Genomic DNA, 16,114 nt, shown 5'->3' on the forward strand with positions numbered 1-16,114 from the left:
GGGCGGGTTTTGCACCGCCGCGAGGGCACTTTGGGCGCCTCAGAGGCTGCCTTGGGGTGATTTGCGCTGACCTCACAGCGAGCGTGAGCGAGTGTGCGGTGTACGAGCTTTTTTGTTCAGTGGTTCCTTAGTGCAACATCTCGTAAATCGTCAAAAAGTCTCCCCGGCTAAGGGAGTACACGGTGTAGAGCCGTATCGAGGGTTCGAATCCCTCTCACTCCGCCAGCATCCCACCCCGTCGCCTGCGCGAACGGGGTTTTTTCTTGTGGAACGCTATGATCGCGCATGGCTGCGCCCGATGGGGCGCCATGCGATGACGAAGGAGCGCCATGAACGACAGGTGTTGGGATCCGCAACGGCGGCGCTGGCTGGCGGCGGCACTGCTGGCCGCGACCAGCCCCGGGGTGTGGGCACAAGGCCCGGCGTGGCCGCAGCGGCCGATCAAGCTGGTGGTGGGTTTTCCGGCGGGGTCGTCGCCCGACGCCATGGCGCGTACCCTGTCCGGGCCTCTGGCCGAACGCTTGGGCCAGCCCGTGGTGGTGGACAACCGGCCTGGGGCGGCCGGCAACATCGCCGCCGATGCGGTGGCGCGAGCCACCGACGGTCACACGTTGGGGCTCATGATCAACGGCAATCTCACCATTGCCAAAATCCTCAACCCCGCCACCCCTTACGACCCGTTGACCGATTTGGCACCGGTCAGCCTGCTGGCCACCGCGCCCCTGGTGCTGTGTGCCGGGCCGGCGGTGCAGGTGCATGGGGCCGGGGTGCTGGCTGCGGCGCGTGCGGCGGGCGCGCAGTGGAACTACGGCTCGCCCGGGGTGGGCACGGTGGCGCACATTGGCATGGAGATGATCCAGGCGCGCGCCGGCTGGCGCGCGGTGCACGTGCCGTTTCCAGGTAACCCCCAGGTCATCCAGGCGATGTTGCGCGGCGAGGTGCACCTGGCGCTGTTGCCCCCGGGGCTGGCCATGCAGCAAAGCCAAGCCGGCAAATTGCACGCAGTGGCCGTGACCAGTGCCGGGCGCAGCACCTTGGCGCCGGGCCTGCCGACCTTGGGTGAGTTGGGCGTCTCCGACGTGCAGCTGGAAATCTGGAACGCCGTGGCGGCGCCCCGCAGCATGCCCGCTGCGCACATTGCCCGCGTCGCCACCGCCCTGGCGGCGATCACGCGCGAGCCAGCGGTGCGCGAGCGCCTGTTCCAGCAGGGCTGGCAGGTGGCCGGGACGGCGCCAGAGGGGCTGGCGCGTCGCATCCAGATCGACACCGAGCGCATGCGCGCGGTGATCGAGCGCCTGGGGCTGCGCACGGGGTGAGCACGATGCGGCGCGATACACGGGATGTGCTGGCAGGGCTGTTGATGGTGGCGGTGGGGGTCGCAGCGGCGCTGTACGCCCGGGCCGAATACGACCTAGGCGATTGGCGCGCCATGGGGCCGGGGCTGTTTCCGGTCATGCTGGGCTGGTTGCTCGCGGGGCTGGGTGTGCTGATTGCCGTGCCGGCGTGGCTGCGCCGTGGCCAGCCGCTGGCGCTGGCCGTGCGCTCGGCGCTGTGCGTGATCGGGTCGTTGGTGCTGTTTGGCCTGTTGCTCAAGCCGGCCGGCCTGATCCTGGCGACCGTGGTGGCGGTGCTGGTGGCGTCGCTGGCCGATGACCGCTTTCGCTGGCGCACGCGCTGGCTGACCGCGGGGGCGATCGCCGCGCTGGCGTGGCTGATCTTCATCGTGGCCTTGGGCATGGTGCTGCCCAGCTGGCCGTGGGGTGCGTGATCGATGGACGTCTGGCAAGGTTTGCTCCACGGCCTGCAGCAAGCCGTGCAGCCGATGATGCTGCTGTATTGCTTCGTGGGGGTTTTCATCGGCACGCTCATTGGCGTGCTGCCTGGCATCGGCGCGATGGCCACCATCTCGCTGCTGTTGCCGGTGACCTACCACATTCCGACCACCGGGGCCATCATCATGCTGGCCGGGGTGTACTACGGGGCGCAGTATGGCGGCTCCACCGCCTCGATCCTGCTCAACCTGCCGGGGACGCCCTCGTCGGCCGTGACCTGTCTGGACGGCTACCAGATGGCCAAGCAGGGGCGGGCTGGCGTGGCGCTGTTCATGACCACCATCGCGTCCTTCTTCGGCTCGATGCTGGGCGTGGCGGTATTGGCCGGGTTTGCCCCGTCGATTGCCGAGGTGGGGCTGAAGTTTGGCCCGGCCGAGTATTTTGCGATGATGGCGCTGGGGCTGTTGGCGGCCTCGACGCTGGCGTCGGGCTCGCCGCTCAAGGGGCTGGCCATGGTGGTGCTGGGGCTGCTGCTGGGCACCGTCGGCACCGACGTCAATTCGGGCGTGGCGCGCTTTTATTTCGACATCCCCGAGTTGATGGACGGCATCAACATCGTCGCGCTGGCGATGGGGCTGTTTGGCATTGCGGAGGTGGTCGGCTCGGTCAACCAGCCACGCGAGGGGCACATGACGCAGCGGGTGCGCCTGCGCGAGATGCTGCCCAGCGGCGATGACTGGCGCCGCTCCTGGATGCCCATGTTGCGCGGCACCGGCGTTGGTTCGTTTTTTGGTGCCTTGCCGGGCACCGGCGCCTCGATCGCGTCGTTCATGTCCTACGCGCTGGAAAAGCGTGTGGCCCGTGATCCGACGCGCTTTGGCAAGGGCGCCATCGAAGGCGTGGTGGCCCCCGAGGCGGCCAACAACGCGGCGGCGCAAACGGCCTTTGTGCCGACCCTGTCGCTGGGCATTCCGGGCGATGCGGTGATGGCGCTGATGCTGGGGGCGCTCATCATTCACGGCATCCAGCCCGGCCCGCTGCTCATGAGCGATCAGCCCGACCTGTTCTGGGGCTTGATCGTGAGCTTTGCGATTGGCAACATTCTGCTGGTGATTTTGAACCTGCCTCTGGTGGGCATGTGGGTGGCGATCCTGCGCATCCCGTACCACGTGTTGTACCCGGCGATCCTGATCTTCATCGCCCTGGGCACCTACAGCGTCAACAACAACGTGTTCGACATCTACATGGTGGCGGCCATCGGTGCCGTCGGCTATGTGTTGGCGCTGTTGCGGTTTGAGGCGGCGCCCCTGATGCTGGGCTTCGTGCTCGGGCCGCTGATGGAAGAAAACCTGCGGCGCGCGCTGTTGCTGTCGCGCGGCGATCCGGCGGTCTTCCTCGAGCGGCCGATCAGCGCGGGCTTTTTGCTGGCCGGGCTGGCGCTGTTCCTGTGGAGCGTGGTGGGCGCGCTGCGGCGCTCCCTGCGTGAGCGCGAGCGCGCGGCCGAGGGCAGCGCCGGGTGAACGCGATCGACGCAACCGCAACCATGAACACGCCGCGCGTGTTGCTGGTGGTGGGCACGGGCGGCACCATTGCCGGCCAGGCTGCCAGCGCGCACGACGCGATCGGCTACCAGGCGGGCGTGGTGCCCGTGGCCCATTTGCTCGACGGGGTGCCGCTGCCGCCGGGCTGGTCCGTGCGCACGCAGCAGGTGGCCAACCTCGACAGCAAGGACATGGGGCCGCCGGTCTGGCAAGCGCTGCTCGACGCGGTGGCGCAGGCGCTGCAGATGCCCGATGTCGGCGCCATCGTCGTGACGCACGGCACCGATACGCTGGAAGAGACCGCCTGGCTGCTGCAGGCCGCGCTGGCCCCGCAGCGGCCGGTGGTGCTGACGGGCGCCATGCGGCCGGCGTCCGCCCTGGCCCCGGATGGGCCGCAGAACCTGGCGGACGCCGTGACGCTGGCCTGCGATGCGCGTGCGCAGGCGGCGGGCGGGGTCTGGGTGACGCTGGCCGCGCGGGTGTTCGATGCCGCCGCGGTGCGCAAGGAGCACGCGACGCGGCTGGATGCGTTTGGCGCCGGCGACGCCGGCCCCGCGGGCTGGGTGGAAGGCGGACGGGTGCGCTGGTGCGCCGCTGCCGAGGGGCTGGTGGCCGCCATGCGGGCGCTGGTGCCGGCAGCGCCGCTGCCGCCCCGCGCCTGGCGGTCATCGCCATGGCCGCGCGTGGAGTGGATCAGCAGCCACGCCGGGGCCGATGGCGCGTTGGTGCGGGCACTGCTGCGCCAGCGCGAGGCGGCGTTGCGTGGCGAAGACGCCGACGCGCCGCTGCAGGGCTTGGTGGTGGCAGGCACCGGCAACGGCTCGGTGCATGCTGAGCTGGCGCAGGCGCTGCAGCAGGCGGCGCAGGCCGGCGTGGTGGTGTGGCTGACCACGCGCTGCGCCCAGGGGGTGGTGGTCAGCGGTTCCCACGGCCGCGCGGTGCATGCCTGGCCCGTGACGCCGCTGCCGCCGGCCAAAGCGCGCGTGGCGCTGCAACTGCAGCTGATGGCGGCCGCAGCGCCGCGCGGTTGAAGCGCGGCGGCGCCAGGCCGCACGGGCGGCCCCAGCCGCGCTGGCCGGTGCCGCGGTGGGTTACGCCGACAGCGCTTGGAACACGCGCTGGGTGATTTCCTCGACCGTGCCCACGCCGCTGATGGCGCGGTACTTGGGCGCGGCCGCCGGGTCCTGCTGCGCCCAGCCGCGGTAGTAATCCACCAGCGGGCGTGTTTGGGCGGCGTAGACGTCCAGGCGCTTGCGCACGGTTTCTTCCTTGTCGTCGTCGCGCTGGATCAGGTCTTCGCCGGTGACGTCGTCCTTGCCCGGCACCTTGGGCGGGTTGTGGGTGATGTGGTAGGTGCGGCCCGAGGCGGGGTGGACGCGCCGGCCGCTCATGCGCTCGATGATGATGTCGAAGGGGACGTCGATTTCGAGCACGTAATCGATGCGCACGCCGGCGTGCCGCATGGCCTCGGCCTGCGGGATGGTGCGCGGAAACCCATCAAACAGAAAACCGTTGGCGCAATCGGGCTGGGCGATGCGTTCCTTGACCAGGTTGATGATGAGGTCGTCGCTGACCAGGCCGCCGGCGTCCATGACCTTCTTGGCCTCCAGGCCCAGTGGCGTGCCGGCCTTGACGGCAGCACGCAACATGTCGCCGGTGGAAATCTGCGGAATGCCGTACTTCTGGCAGATAAACGCGGCTTGCGTGCCTTTGCCAGCGCCCGGAGCGCCCAACAGAATCAGTCTCATGAATGTCCTTTACTCGTCGCAATCGTGTGAACGGGGCCGCGCTGGGGACGGCGCGTCCCGCGCGGCTGGCGGCGGCTGGCGCTCGGCCAGCGCCAAAGAATAGCACGCACGCCCCGACACAGGCTTACAAGCGGCGACACGTCGGCGCGGCCGCACCCCTCAGCCGTTTTGCTGCGCCCACAGGGCGCGCACGCGCTGCAGGTCTTCGGGTGTGTCCACGCCCGGTCCGGGGGCGGTCGCGCTGACGGTGACCGCGATGCGTTCGCCATGCCAGAGCACGCGCAACTGCTCGAGCGATTCGCACCGCTCCAGCGGCGCCGGGGGCAGTTGCGGGAAGCGGCGCAAAAAGCCGGCGCGGTAGGCGTAGAGGCCGATGTGTCGCAGCGGCCGTGCGCCAGGCGGCCAGGCGTGCAGATCGAGCGCCCCGTCGTGTCGGGGCGCGTCGCGCCACCAGGGAATCGGCGCCCGGCTGAAGGTCAGCGCACTGCCGTGGCGGTCGAGTACCACCTTGACCACGTTGGGGTTGAACAGCTCGGCGGCTGTCTCGATCGGGTGCGCCGCGGTGCCCATGGCGCAGTCCGGGCGGGTCTGCAGCACGGCGGCCACGGCCCGGATCAACGCGGGGTCGATCAGCGGTTCATCGCCCTGGACGTTGACCACCACGGCGTCATCGGCCAGGCCCAGCAGGTCCACCGCTTCGGCCAGCCGGTCGCTGCCGCTGGGGTGGTCGGCGCGCGTGAGCACGGCGGCGATGCCGGCGGCGCGGCAGGCGTCGGCGATGGCGGCGTCATCGGTGGCGACCGTGCACGAGCGCGCGCCGCTGGCCAGCGCGCGCTGCGCCACGCGCACCACCATGGGTGCGCCGCCAATGTCCGCCAGCGGTTTGTCCGGCAGCCGGGTGGACGCGCGCCGCGCCGGGATCAGGACGTCGAAATCCATCGTCACCGGGGGCGCAGGGTCAGGGGAGGGCGGGGCGCGGCGGGGCCAGTCGGTCCAGTTCCGCTTCGTCCAGCGGACGCGCTTCGTTTTCCAGCATGATGGGAATGCCGTCGCGGATCGGGTAGGCCAGGCGCGCGCCGCGCGAGACGAGCTCCTGCGTCTCGCGCACGTACACCAGCGGCCCTTTGGTGACCGGGCAGACGAGCAATTCGATCAGCTTGGGATCCATGTAGGCATCATAGCGCGTCGCGGCGGGCGCGCCAGTCATCGAGCAGGCGGTCGAGTGCCGCCACCCACGCTGGCTCGGGCGACAGCAGCAGCGGCACGCGCCACAACGACACCCCGGGCGGCAGCGGCCGCCCACGCAGCTTGACCGCATCCTTGTCGGTGCACAGCCAAATGCGCGGCGCCTGCGCGGTCGCCGCCGCTTGTGCCAGCGCCGCCTGCAGCACGGGGGCCGGGGCATGGTCGGGCAGGGCCAGGGTTTGGGCCAGCGCCAAGCCCCGTTCGCGCAGCTGCGCAAAAAACGCCTCGGGGCGGGCGATGCCAGCCAGTGCGCCCACGGGGGCGTGGGCCGTGGCCCACGTTTGCAGCGGCATGCGCTCACCCGCCATGCCGATGGCGTCGGGGGCGAGTGCGCGCGTGGCCCGATATTCCGGGTACGGATGCGCACGGGGGGGCTGGTGCGGTGGCGCGGTGCGCAGCACCCACAGTGGGCCCAGCGGCAGCAGCCGCGCGGGCCAGGGCTCGCGCAGCGGCCCGGCGGGCAGCAGCCAGCCATTGCCAACGTCGCGCTCGTCGAACACGACGATTGTCAGGTCCCGCGCCAGCGCCCAGTGCTGCATGCCGTCGTCGCTGATGACGATGTCCACCTCCGGGTGCTGGCGCAACAAGGTCGCCACCGCGCCGGGACGGTCACGCCCGACGGCCAGCGGCGCGCCGGTTTCCTGCGCGATCAGGGCCGGCTCATCCCCCAGTTGCGCGGGATCGGGGCTGGTGCCGGCCACCACCACGGCCTCGGTGTCGTCGTGGCGGCCATACCCCCGCGAGACCACACCGGGGTGCCATCCCCGCAGCTGCAGGTGGCGCACCAGCGCCATGACCGTGGGCGTTTTGCCGGCACCCCCCGCCACGACGTTGCCCACCACCACCACCGGCACCGGCGCGCGCCAGGGTTGCCGCCACCCCCAGCGCCACAGCGCCGCGCGCACCCCCAGCGCGGCACGCGCCAGGCCCGCCAGCGGCAGCAGCGCGCAGGCCAGCGGCCCCCGCGTCAGCCAAGCCGCGGGCAGGTCCACCACGGGCATCAGCCCCCCTGACCGTGCTGCGTGGCAAAGGTGATTTGCACCAGGCCCACCTGCCGCGCCGCGTCCATGACGTTGATCACCGATTGGTGGCTGGCGGCGGCGTCGGCCTGGATGACCAAGATAGGCTCGCCCTGGCGCGCACCCTGGGCGCTGCGCAGCGCCGCCACCAGGGTGTCGACGCCGTGGGCCTCGAGCAGGCGGTCGTCCACGGCATAGCGCCCGTCGGGGCCGACGGCGACCACGATTTCGGCGGGGGGCTGGGCTGGCGTTTCGGCGTTGGCCAGCGGCAGGTTGACCTGCAGCGCCGTGGTCTGGCTGAAGGTCGTCGTCAGCATCAAAAAGATCAGCACGACCAGCAGGATGTCGATGAACGGAATCAGGTTGATTTCCGGTTCTTCGCGGTTGCCGTGACGGAAGTTCATGCGCATCTCCGCGCCCGACCAGGCGGTGGGTGGGGCCTCAGCGTCGCAGGGTCAGCAGGTGGTGGACGAAGGCCTCGGCGGCGACCTCCAACTGCAGCAAAAAGGCATCGGCACGGGCGCGGTAGTAGCGCCAGAACACAAGCGCCGGAACCGCGATCATCAGCCCAAAGGCCGTGTTGTAGAGCGCCACCGAAATGCCGTGGGCGAGCTGGGCCGGATTGCCACCCCCAGGCTGCAGCCCACCCGGCCCGGCTTGCGAGCCAAAGATTTCGATCATGCCGATGACCGTGCCCAGCAAACCCAGCAACGGTGCCGCCGACGCCACCGTGGCCAGGGCGCCCAGGTAGCGCTGCAGCTGGACGGCGGCCAGACGGCCCGCGGATTCGAGCGCGGTGCGCAGTTCGGCTTCGGATGCGCGCGGGTTGCGCTGCAGCGCCTGAAAGCCCGCGGCCAGCACCGCACCGAGCAGCGAGTTGTCGGCCAACTGGTCCACGATGGCGGGCGGCGGCACGCCCTGGCGCGACGCCTGCACCACCTCGTCCAACAACCGCGGGGGGGCGATTTTGGCGGCGCGCAGGCTGACCGCACGTTCGATGATGATCGACAGCCCCAGGACGGAGCACGCAATCAGCGTCCAGATGGGCCAACCGGCGGCTTGTATGATCGACAGCAAGGGGCTCTCCTGTGCGGCGTTGCAGGCGGATTATCGGACACGCCGCGCATGGCAAAACCGCGGGGGCGCACCGGACGCGTCGCACACCCCTGTGGACAACATTGTGCAAAAGCCGCTGCATACGTCGGCGCGTCGCGGGGGATGCGTGGTGTGGACAACCCTTCTTCTCTGGTTGGCGCAAAAAAATCGTTTATCGGACAACATGTTACAGGGCATAGGAGCGCTGAGGGCAATGGGTTGGCCGGCATGTCGGGGCTGGAGGGGGCTGTGGGCAACCCCATGATGCCACGCAGCCCCGTGACCGAAGACGACGGCCCGGTTTGGTCGGTCGGGGCGCTGGTGACGGCGGTCGCCGACGCCGTGCGGGCGCGCTTCAACCCGGTGCGCGTGCAGGGCGAAATCTCGGGCTACGTGCGCGCTGGCAGCGGCCATGCCTATTTCACCCTCAAAGACGCACAGGGCCAACTGCGCTGCGCGTTTTTCCGCCGCGCGGCCGAGGCCAGACCCGTGGTCTTGCGCGAGGGCATGCGCGTGGAGGTGCTGGGGCGGCTCGACGTGTACGCCCAGCGCGGTGACCTGCAGCTCGTGGTCGAGCGCGTGCGTCCAGCCGGTCAGGGCAGCCTGTACGAGCAGTTTTTGCAGCTCAAGGCCGCGTTGGCCGCCGAGGGGTGGTTCGACACCGCCCGCAAGCGTCCACTGCCGCCGTTTCCGGCCAGCATCGGGGTGGTGACCTCGCTCGATGCGGCGGCGCTGCGCGACGTGGCCACCACGCTGGCGCGCCGGGTGCCGCATCTGCCGGTGTGGGTCTATCCCGCGCCGGTGCAGGGCGCCGAAGCACCCGCGCAGTTGTGCGCCGCCCTGCGCCGCGCGTATCAGGATTACCGCGCCAGCGGCGCGCCGGCGGTGCTGCTGCTGGTGCGCGGGGGTGGCTCGCTGGAAGACCTGTGGGCGTTCAACGACCCGGAGCTGGTGCGCACCCTGGCCCAGGCGCCCATGCCGGTGGTGTGCGGCGTTGGCCACGAAACCGACGTGACCCTGGCCGATTTCGTGGCCGATGTGCGCGCGCCCACGCCCACGGCCGCGGCCGAGCTGTGCGCGCCGGCCACGCAACTGTTGCAACAAGCCCTGCAGCGCCAGGCCGAGCGCTTGCACGAGGCCGTGTGGCGCCGGCTGGACACCCAGGCGCAAACCTTGGACCGGCTGGCGCAGCGCCTGGGCCGGCCGGCCGCGCGGCTGGGGCGCGAGCAGGCGCGCCTGCTCGCGCTCGAACACCGGGTGCGGGCCGCTGCCGTGCTGCGGGTGGACCGGCAGCGGCAGCAGCTGCTGCAGCGGCAGCAAGCGTGGCAGGCCTTGCTGCGGCGCGATCGGGAGCGCCACCACCAGCGCCTGATGCGCTGGCAGGCCCAGCTGGCGCTGCTCGACCCGCGCCTGGTGCTGCAACGGGGCTACGCCCTGGTCACCGATGCCCAGGGGCGCGTCGTCACGCGCGCCGACCAGACGCGCGCCGGCGAGGCGCTGCAGGTGGCCCTGGCGCGTGGGGCGCTGGACGTGCGCGTGGCCGCGGTGCGCAACGACGCCAGCGCCTGACCCCGCACCTGCGCCAGGGGGATCGCCCGCGGTCCGGCGCGGTGCGGCCGCCTTCCCTACAATCGAGGCGCTTTTGCACAACCACTCTGGAAGAGGACACACGCCATGGAACACACCCTGCCGCCCCTGCCGTTTGCCATCGACGCCCTCGAGCCCTACTACTCCAAGGAAACCCTCGAGTACCACCACGGCAAGCACCACAACGCCTACGTGGTCAACCTGAACAACCTGCAAAAGGGCACCGAGTACGAGTCGATGACGCTGGAGGAGATCATCCGCAAGGCGCCCAACCCCGGTCCCATCTACAACAATGCCGCGCAAGTGTGGAACCACACCTTCTTCTGGCACTGCATGAAGCCCAACGGCGGTGGCGAGCCCACCGGCGCGCTGGCGGCGGCCATCAACGCCAAGTGGGGCAGCTACGCCGCGTTTCGCGAGGCCTTCGTCAAGAGCGCGGTGGGCAACTTCGGCTCGGGCTGGACCTGGCTGGTCAAAAAGCCCGACGGCAGCCTCGACATCGTCAACACCGGCGCAGCGGGCACGCCCCTGACCACCGCCGACAAGGCGCTGCTGACCGTGGACGTGTGGGAGCACGCCTACTACATCGACTACCGCAACCTGCGCCAGAAGTTCGTGGAAACCTTCCTGGACAAGCTGGTCAACTGGGACTTCGTGCAGGCCAACTTCGCCTGAAGCCGCGCCCTAGCGCGTACCAAACGGCGCGCCCGCGAGGCGAAAGCCCGCGGCGATGCCGCGCTTGCCAAACCAGCCCTGCGCCATCTCCAGCACGTACCGCACCGGTTCGCGCGAGCAGTGGCTGGTGTCGTCGAGCGGCTGCATGTCCGCCATGTTGACGATGCGGCCGTCGTCGGCGATGAAGGCGGCCGTCAGCGGAATGTAGGTGTTGCGCATCCAAAAGCACTGCACCGCGGGCGCCTCGAACACAAACAACATGCCCTCGTTGGGTCCGAGTTCGCGCCGCCACATCAGGCCGATGGCGCGCTGCTCGGGGGTTTGCGCCACCTGCGCGTCGATGCGATGCATCCCGGCGCGCAGCGCGACGCGGGGCAAATCGGTTTGCGGCCGTTCGGCAGGGCGTGGCTGGGCCATGCCGGCGTTGGCGGCCAGCAGCGCCAGCGCGACGCCACCGGTCAACAGTGCACGCCGCCCCCGGTTGGCGGTGCCGTATCGGCGCGACGAGGTCGTGCAGGTGCCCGCCAAGGGGGCAAACGCGCCGTGACGGGGAGGAAGCATGGCGTCAGGTCCGCGGAGGTTTTCTCGATAGAATCGATTGTAGAGCCCAGCACCCACCCGGTGCCCGGGCACGACACCCCATACGGAGACCCCGCTCATGTACCAACACATCCGCGTACCGGCCGAAGGCCAAAAAATCACCGTCAACGCCGACATGTCGCTCAACGTGCCGGACAACCCCATCATCCCCTACATCGAGGGCGACGGCACGGGCGTGGACATCACCCCGGTGATGATCAAGGTCGTCGATGCGGCGGTGGCCAAGGCCTACGGCGGTCGGCGCAAGATCCACTGGATGGAGGTGTACGCGGGTGAGAAATCGACCCGCGTCTACGGGCCGGACGTGTGGCTGCCGGACGAAACCCTGCACGCGCTCAAGGAATACGTGGTGTCCATCAAGGGCCCGCTGACCACCCCGGTCGGGGGCGGCATCCGCTCGCTCAACGTGGCGCTGCGCCAGGAGCTCGACCTCTACGTCTGCCTGCGCCCGGTGCGCTATTTCAAGGGCGTGCCCAGCCCGCTCAAGGAGCCGGAAAAGACCGACATGGTCATCTTCCGCGAAAACTCCGAGGACATCTACGCCGGCATCGAGTACCCGGCGCAAAGCGACAAGGCCAAAAAGCTCATCAAATTCCTGATCGAGGAGATGGGCGTGACCAAGATCCGCTTCCCCGAGACCTCGGGCATCGGCATCAAGCCGGTGTCCATCGAGGGTACCGAGCGGCTCGTGCGCAAGGCCATCCAGTACGCCATCGACAACGACAAGCCCAGCGTCACCCTGGTGCACAAGGGCAACATCATGAAGTACACGGAAGGGGGCTTTCGTGACTGGGGCTACGCGCTGGCGCAGCGCGAGTTCGGCGCGCAGCCGATCGATGGCGGCCCGTGGTGCAAGTTCCGCAACCCCAAGACGGGCAAGGACATCATCATCAAAGACTCGATCGCCGACGCCTTCCTGCAGCAAATTCTGCTGCGCCCGGCCGAGTACTCGGTGATCGCCACGCTCAACCTCAACGGCGACTACATCTCCGACGCGCTGGCGGCGCAGGTGGGCGGCATCGGCATCGCGCCGGGAGCCAACCTCTCCGACAGCGTGGCCTGCTTCGAGGCGACCCACGGCACCGCGCCCAAGTACGCGGGCAAGGACTACGTCAACCCCGGCTCGGAAATCCTGTCGGCCGAAATGATGCTGCGCCACATGGGCTGGAAGGAGGCCGCCGACCTCATCATCAGCAGCATGGAAAAGGCCATCCAGAGCAAGCACGTCACCTACGACTTCGCGCGCCTGATGGAAGGTGCCACGCAGGTGTCGTGCTCGGGCTTTGGCCAGGTCATGATCGACCACATGTGATGCGCCCGCGCTGCGGCGCGCCGCAGCGCGGCCGCGCCCGAGGCGCCCGTGCCGGCCGCGCGCCGCATCCATGCCGCCGCCCCTGGGGCGGCGGTGTTTTTTGCGCGACGGACGGCGTGGCCTGCTGCCTGCGCGGATGTTCGATTTATTGCAGAATGTTTGCCATGGCCACGACACCCAAACAACCCGATCTGACCCCGAGCGTGCCCGGCGGCGGCGATGCGGTGGTGTTGGAACGTCGCCGCCAGCGCGTGCAGCCGCCCAAGATGTACCAGGTGGTCCTGCTCAACGACGATTTCACGCCGATGGAGTTCGTTGTGCGCGTGCTGCAGGAGTTTTTCAACAAGGACCGCGAGACGGCGACGCAGATCATGCTCAAGATTCATGTCCACGGACGCGGCGTGTGCGGCGTCTACACCCGCGATGTCGCCACCACCAAGGTCGAGCAGGTGACCCAGGCTGCGCGCGCGGCGGGGCATCCCCTGCAATGCGTGGCCGAACCGGTTGAATAACGCGGTTCGCGCCCCACATACCCGAGTGTGCCGGTGGATGCATCGCGCTACAGTTGAAACCCGAAGTGAAGGAAGTGCCCCATGATTGCCCAGGAACTTGAAGTCAGCTTGCACATGGCCTTTGTCGAGGCCCGGCAGCAGCGGCACGAATTCATCACGGTCGAGCACCTGCTGCTGGCGCTGCTGGACAACCCCAGCGCGGCCGAGGTACTGCGCGCGTGCAACGCCAACATCGACGATTTGCGCAAGTCGCTGACGACCTTCATCAAAGACAACACCCCCACGGTGCCGGGCACCGAGGAGGTCGACACCCAGCCCACGCTGGGGTTCCAGCGCGTCATCCAGCGCGCCATCATGCACGTGCAGTCCACGGGCAACGGCAAGAAGGAGGTCACCGGCGCCAACGTGCTGGTGGCCATCTTTGGCGAGAAGGACTCGCACGCCGTGTACTACCTGCACCAGCAGGGCATCACGCGGCTGGACGTGGTCAACTACATCGCGCACGGCATCCGCAAGGGCGACACGCCCGAGCCGGCCAAGTCCAACGACGGCGCGGCGCCCGAGAGCGAAGAAGCGAGCGAGGCCAAAGGCAACGAGAAGGCGTCGCTGCTGGAGCAGTTCACGCAAAACCTCAACCAACTCGCGCGCGAGGGCAAGATCGACCCGCTCATCGGGCGCGACTACGAGGTCGAGCGTGTCATCCAGATCCTGTGCCGCCGGCGCAAGAACAACCCGCTGCTGGTCGGCGAGGCGGGCGTGGGCAAGACCGCCATCGCCGAGGGGCTGGCGTGGCGCATCGTGCAAAAGGATGTGCCCGAGGTGTTGGCCGACGCCACGGTGTACTCGCTCGACATGGGCGCCCTGTTGGCGGGCACCAAGTACCGGGGCGATTTCGAGCAGCGCCTCAAGGGCGTGCTCAAGACGCTCAAGGACAAGCCCAATGCCATCCTGTTCATTGACGAGATCCACACGCTGATCGGGGCGGGTGCCGCCTCGGGCGGCACGCTCGATGCGTCCAACCTGCTCAAGCCGGCGCTGTCCAGCGGCCAGCTCAAGTGCATCGGCGCCACCACCTTCACCGAGTACCGCGGCATCTTCGAGAAGGACGCGGCGCTGTCGCGGCGCTTCCAGAAGGTGGACGTGGTCGAGCCCACGGTGGAGCAGACGATCGAGATCCTCAAGGGCCTGAAGTCGCGCTTCGAGGAGCACCACAGCGTCAAATACGCGGCGGCGGCCCTGCAGGCCGCGGCGGAGCTGTCGGCCAAGTACATCAACGACCGCCACCTGCCCGACAAGGCCATCGACGTCATCGACGAGGCCGGTGCCGCGCAGCGTGTGGCCGCGCCGTCCAAGCGCAAAAAGACCATCGGCAAAGCCGAAATCGAGGAAATCGTCGCCAAGATCGCCCGCATTCCGCCCGCCAGCGTCTCCAGCGACGACCGCAGCAAGCTGCAAAACCTCGAGCGCGACCTCAAGGCGGTGGTCTTTGGGCAGGACAAGGCGCTCGAACTGCTGGCCTCGGCGGTCAAGATGGCGCGCTCGGGCCTGGGCAAGCCGGACAAGCCCATCGGCGCTTTCCTGTTCAGTGGCCCCACGGGCGTGGGCAAGACCGAAGCCGCCAAGCAGCTGGCGTATATCCTGGGCATCGAGCTCATCCGCTTCGACATGTCCGAGTACATGGAGCGCCACGCGGTCAGCCGCCTCATCGGCGCGCCGCCCGGCTACGTCGGCTTCGACCAGGGCGGGCTGTTGACCGAGGCGATCAGCAAGAAGCCGCACTGTGTGCTGCTGCTCGACGAAATCGAAAAGGCGCACCCGGACATCTTCAACGTGCTGCTGCAGGTGATGGACCACGGCACGCTCACCGACAACAACGGGCGCAAGGCGGATTTCCGCAATGTCATCATCATCATGACGACCAATGCGGGCGCCGAGACCATGAACAAGTCCACCATCGGCTTTACCACGCAGCGGCAGGCGGGCGACGAGATGGCCGACATCAAGCGCCTGTTCACGCCGGAATTCCGCAACCGGCTCGACGCCATCGTCAGCTTCAAGCCGCTCGACGAGCAGGTCATCCTGCGCGTGGTGGACAAGTTCCTGCTGCAGCTCGAGCACCAGCTGGCCGAGAAGAAGGTCGAAGTCACCTTCACCGACGCGTTGCGCCGCTACCTGGCCAAGAAGGGGTTCGACCCGCTCATGGGCGCGCGGCCGATGCAGCGCCTCATCCAGGACACGATCCGCCGCGCGCTGGCCGACGAGCTGCTCTTTGGCCGCTTGGTCGATGGCGGGCGCTTGACCGTGGACATCGAAACCCCGGCCGATGGCGGCGAGCCGCAGGTCAAGCTCGACATCCAGCCCCTGCCCAAGAAGGAGGGCCGGCGCGCCGAGCCGGAAGAAGCCACGGCGGATTGACGCGGTCGCTGCCTCGCCGCCGCGGCGTGGTGCGGCCTGGCGTGGCGTTGTGAGGGACGACCGCGGGGTCAGGCTGCGGCTTCGAGCGCCAGCAGCGCCCGTTTGCGTGCCAACCCCCAGCGGTAGCCGCCCAGGCCGCCGTCGCTGGCCACCACGCGGTGGCAGGGGACGATGACCGCCAGCGGGTTGGCGGCGCAGGCTTGCGCCACCGCGCGCGCGGCGCGCGGCTTGCCCAAACGGGCCGCCAGCGCCCCATAACAGACCGTTTGGCCAGGGGGAATGGTGCGCAGCAGCGCCCACACGCGCTGCTGGAAGGGTGTGCCGCGGATGTCCAGCGGCAGCGCCCAGGGGCGCTGCGGCGCGGCCACCAGGTCGGCGGCCTGGCGCGCCCATGCCTGCACCTGGGCATTGCCCGCTGCGAGGGTGGCACCGGGCCAGCGTCGGCGCAGATCGGCCTGCAGCGGCGCCACATCGTCCCCCAGCAGCAGGGCGCACAGGCCGCGCGGCGTCGCGGCCACCAGTACCCAACCCAGCGCGCTTGGCGCAACAGCGGTGTGCAGCGTTTCCATCGGTCCAGTGTACGGCCATCCGTG

17 protein-coding genes are annotated in these 16,114 nt (G+C 69.2%); 9 read left to right on the top strand and 8 right to left on the bottom strand.

Annotation, left to right across the window (positions count from 1 at the left end; genetic code table 11):
• Positions 1 to 329 precede the first annotated feature (329 nt).
• The 4 genes from Tther_RS07795 to Tther_RS07810 are packed head-to-tail and all read left to right on the top strand — an operon-like array spanning position 330 to position 4,344.
• Positions 330 to 1,316, top strand: a complete 987-nt coding sequence (locus tag Tther_RS07795) for a Bug family tripartite tricarboxylate transporter substrate binding protein (protein ID WP_143902601.1) — start codon at positions 330 to 332, stop codon at positions 1,314 to 1,316.
• Between the two features lie 5 nt (positions 1,317 to 1,321).
• Entirely contained in the window at positions 1,322 to 1,768 is a 447-nt protein-coding gene (locus Tther_RS07800; protein WP_143902603.1) for a tripartite tricarboxylate transporter TctB family protein, read from the top strand.
• A 3-nt stretch (positions 1,769 to 1,771) separates the two neighbouring features.
• The gene (locus Tther_RS07805) at positions 1,772 to 3,292 is read left to right on the top strand and encodes a tripartite tricarboxylate transporter permease (protein WP_143902605.1); all 1,521 of its coding nucleotides are present in this window, start codon (positions 1,772 to 1,774) and stop codon (positions 3,290 to 3,292) included.
• A 23-nt stretch (positions 3,293 to 3,315) separates the two neighbouring features.
• A complete protein-coding gene (locus Tther_RS07810) occupies positions 3,316 to 4,344 on the top strand; it encodes an asparaginase (protein WP_143902607.1) in 1,029 nt (342 codons plus the stop codon).
• 60 nt (positions 4,345 to 4,404) lie between these two features.
• On the opposite strand, the gene adk is transcribed toward Tther_RS07810, so the two are convergent.
• The 6 genes from adk to Tther_RS07840 form a co-directional block, all read right to left on the bottom strand.
• Complete coding sequence (adk, locus tag Tther_RS07815; RefSeq protein WP_143902609.1) at positions 4,405 to 5,061, bottom strand: adenylate kinase; 657 nt, start codon at positions 5,059 to 5,061, stop codon at positions 4,405 to 4,407.
• A gap of 159 nt (positions 5,062 to 5,220) precedes the next feature.
• Positions 5,221 to 6,000 carry a 3-deoxy-manno-octulosonate cytidylyltransferase gene (gene kdsB / locus Tther_RS07820; RefSeq protein WP_143902611.1) on the bottom strand — a complete coding sequence of 260 codons (780 nt, stop codon included), beginning with the start codon at positions 5,998 to 6,000 and terminating at the stop codon, positions 5,221 to 5,223.
• A 19-nt stretch (positions 6,001 to 6,019) separates the two neighbouring features.
• Positions 6,020 to 6,229, bottom strand: coding sequence for a Trm112 family protein (locus tag Tther_RS07825; protein WP_143902613.1), 210 nt, complete (start codon positions 6,227 to 6,229; stop codon positions 6,020 to 6,022).
• 7 nt (positions 6,230 to 6,236) lie between these two features.
• Entirely contained in the window at positions 6,237 to 7,307 is a 1,071-nt protein-coding gene (lpxK, locus tag Tther_RS07830; protein ID WP_143902615.1) for a tetraacyldisaccharide 4'-kinase, read from the bottom strand.
• Complete coding sequence (locus Tther_RS07835; RefSeq protein ID WP_143902618.1) at positions 7,307 to 7,729, bottom strand: ExbD/TolR family protein; 423 nt, start codon at positions 7,727 to 7,729, stop codon at positions 7,307 to 7,309. The genes lpxK and Tther_RS07835 overlap by 1 nt, the downstream gene beginning before the upstream one ends.
• 37 nt (positions 7,730 to 7,766) lie before the next feature.
• A complete protein-coding gene (locus Tther_RS07840; protein ID WP_143902621.1) occupies positions 7,767 to 8,402 on the bottom strand; it encodes a MotA/TolQ/ExbB proton channel family protein in 636 nt (211 codons plus the stop codon).
• 246 nt (positions 8,403 to 8,648) lie between these two features.
• Between Tther_RS07840 and xseA the strand changes: the two genes are divergently transcribed.
• The gene (gene xseA / locus Tther_RS07845; RefSeq protein WP_143902623.1) at positions 8,649 to 9,989 is read left to right on the top strand and encodes an exodeoxyribonuclease VII large subunit; all 1,341 of its coding nucleotides are present in this window, start codon (positions 8,649 to 8,651) and stop codon (positions 9,987 to 9,989) included.
• Between the two features lie 105 nt (positions 9,990 to 10,094).
• Positions 10,095 to 10,682, top strand: coding sequence for a superoxide dismutase (locus Tther_RS07850; RefSeq protein ID WP_143902625.1), 588 nt, complete (start codon positions 10,095 to 10,097; stop codon positions 10,680 to 10,682).
• A 9-nt stretch (positions 10,683 to 10,691) separates the two neighbouring features.
• Here the strand turns inward: Tther_RS07850 and Tther_RS07855 are convergent, their stop codons facing one another.
• Positions 10,692 to 11,099, bottom strand: a complete 408-nt coding sequence (locus tag Tther_RS07855) for a DUF192 domain-containing protein (RefSeq protein WP_143902670.1) — start codon at positions 11,097 to 11,099, stop codon at positions 10,692 to 10,694.
• A gap of 241 nt (positions 11,100 to 11,340) precedes the next feature.
• Between Tther_RS07855 and icd the strand changes: the two genes are divergently transcribed.
• The 3 genes from icd (at position 11,341) to clpA (ending at position 15,521) form a co-directional block, all read left to right on the top strand.
• Positions 11,341 to 12,594, top strand: coding sequence for an NADP-dependent isocitrate dehydrogenase (gene icd / locus Tther_RS07860; protein WP_143902628.1), 1,254 nt, complete (start codon positions 11,341 to 11,343; stop codon positions 12,592 to 12,594).
• Between the two features lie 155 nt (positions 12,595 to 12,749).
• Positions 12,750 to 13,106 carry an ATP-dependent Clp protease adapter ClpS gene (gene clpS, locus Tther_RS07865; protein ID WP_143902630.1) on the top strand — a complete coding sequence of 119 codons (357 nt, stop codon included), beginning with the start codon at positions 12,750 to 12,752 and terminating at the stop codon, positions 13,104 to 13,106.
• An 81-nt stretch (positions 13,107 to 13,187) separates the two neighbouring features.
• A complete protein-coding gene (clpA, locus tag Tther_RS07870) occupies positions 13,188 to 15,521 on the top strand; it encodes an ATP-dependent Clp protease ATP-binding subunit ClpA (RefSeq protein ID WP_143902632.1) in 2,334 nt (777 codons plus the stop codon).
• Positions 15,522 to 15,589: 68 nt separating this feature from the next.
• On the opposite strand, the gene Tther_RS07875 is transcribed toward clpA, so the two are convergent.
• A complete protein-coding gene (locus tag Tther_RS07875) occupies positions 15,590 to 16,090 on the bottom strand; it encodes a methylated-DNA--[protein]-cysteine S-methyltransferase (protein WP_143902634.1) in 501 nt (166 codons plus the stop codon).
• Between the last annotated feature and the right edge of the window lie 24 nt (positions 16,091 to 16,114).

It is taken from the genome of Tepidimonas thermarum, from assembly GCF_007556705.1.
GTDB lineage: Bacteria > Pseudomonadota > Gammaproteobacteria > Burkholderiales > Burkholderiaceae_C > Tepidimonas > Tepidimonas thermarum.

Coding starts and splice junctions, on each gene's coding strand:
- Tther_RS07795 (WP_143902601.1), top strand. CDS start 330: ATGAACGACAGGTGTTGGGATCCGCAACGGCGGCGCTGGCTGGCGGCG.
- Tther_RS07800 (WP_143902603.1), top strand. CDS start 1,322: ATGCGGCGCGATACACGGGATGTGCTGGCAGGGCTGTTGATGGTGGCG.
- Tther_RS07805 (WP_143902605.1), top strand. CDS start 1,772: ATGGACGTCTGGCAAGGTTTGCTCCACGGCCTGCAGCAAGCCGTGCAG.
- Tther_RS07810 (WP_143902607.1), top strand. CDS start 3,316: ATGAACACGCCGCGCGTGTTGCTGGTGGTGGGCACGGGCGGCACCATT.
- adk (WP_143902609.1), bottom strand. CDS start 5,061: ATGAGACTGATTCTGTTGGGCGCTCCGGGCGCTGGCAAAGGCACGCAA.
- kdsB (WP_143902611.1), bottom strand. CDS start 6,000: ATGGATTTCGACGTCCTGATCCCGGCGCGGCGCGCGTCCACCCGGCTG.
- Tther_RS07825 (WP_143902613.1), bottom strand. CDS start 6,229: ATGGATCCCAAGCTGATCGAATTGCTCGTCTGCCCGGTCACCAAAGGG.
- lpxK (WP_143902615.1), bottom strand. CDS start 7,307: ATGCCCGTGGTGGACCTGCCCGCGGCTTGGCTGACGCGGGGGCCGCTG.
- Tther_RS07835 (WP_143902618.1), bottom strand. CDS start 7,729: ATGAACTTCCGTCACGGCAACCGCGAAGAACCGGAAATCAACCTGATT.
- xseA (WP_143902623.1), top strand. CDS start 8,649: ATGTCGGGGCTGGAGGGGGCTGTGGGCAACCCCATGATGCCACGCAGC.
- Tther_RS07850 (WP_143902625.1), top strand. CDS start 10,095: ATGGAACACACCCTGCCGCCCCTGCCGTTTGCCATCGACGCCCTCGAG.
- Tther_RS07855 (WP_143902670.1), bottom strand. CDS start 11,099: ATGGCCCAGCCACGCCCTGCCGAACGGCCGCAAACCGATTTGCCCCGC.
- icd (WP_143902628.1), top strand. CDS start 11,341: ATGTACCAACACATCCGCGTACCGGCCGAAGGCCAAAAAATCACCGTC.
- clpS (WP_143902630.1), top strand. CDS start 12,750: ATGTTTGCCATGGCCACGACACCCAAACAACCCGATCTGACCCCGAGC.
- clpA (WP_143902632.1), top strand. CDS start 13,188: ATGATTGCCCAGGAACTTGAAGTCAGCTTGCACATGGCCTTTGTCGAG.
- Tther_RS07875 (WP_143902634.1), bottom strand. CDS start 16,090: ATGGAAACGCTGCACACCGCTGTTGCGCCAAGCGCGCTGGGTTGGGTA.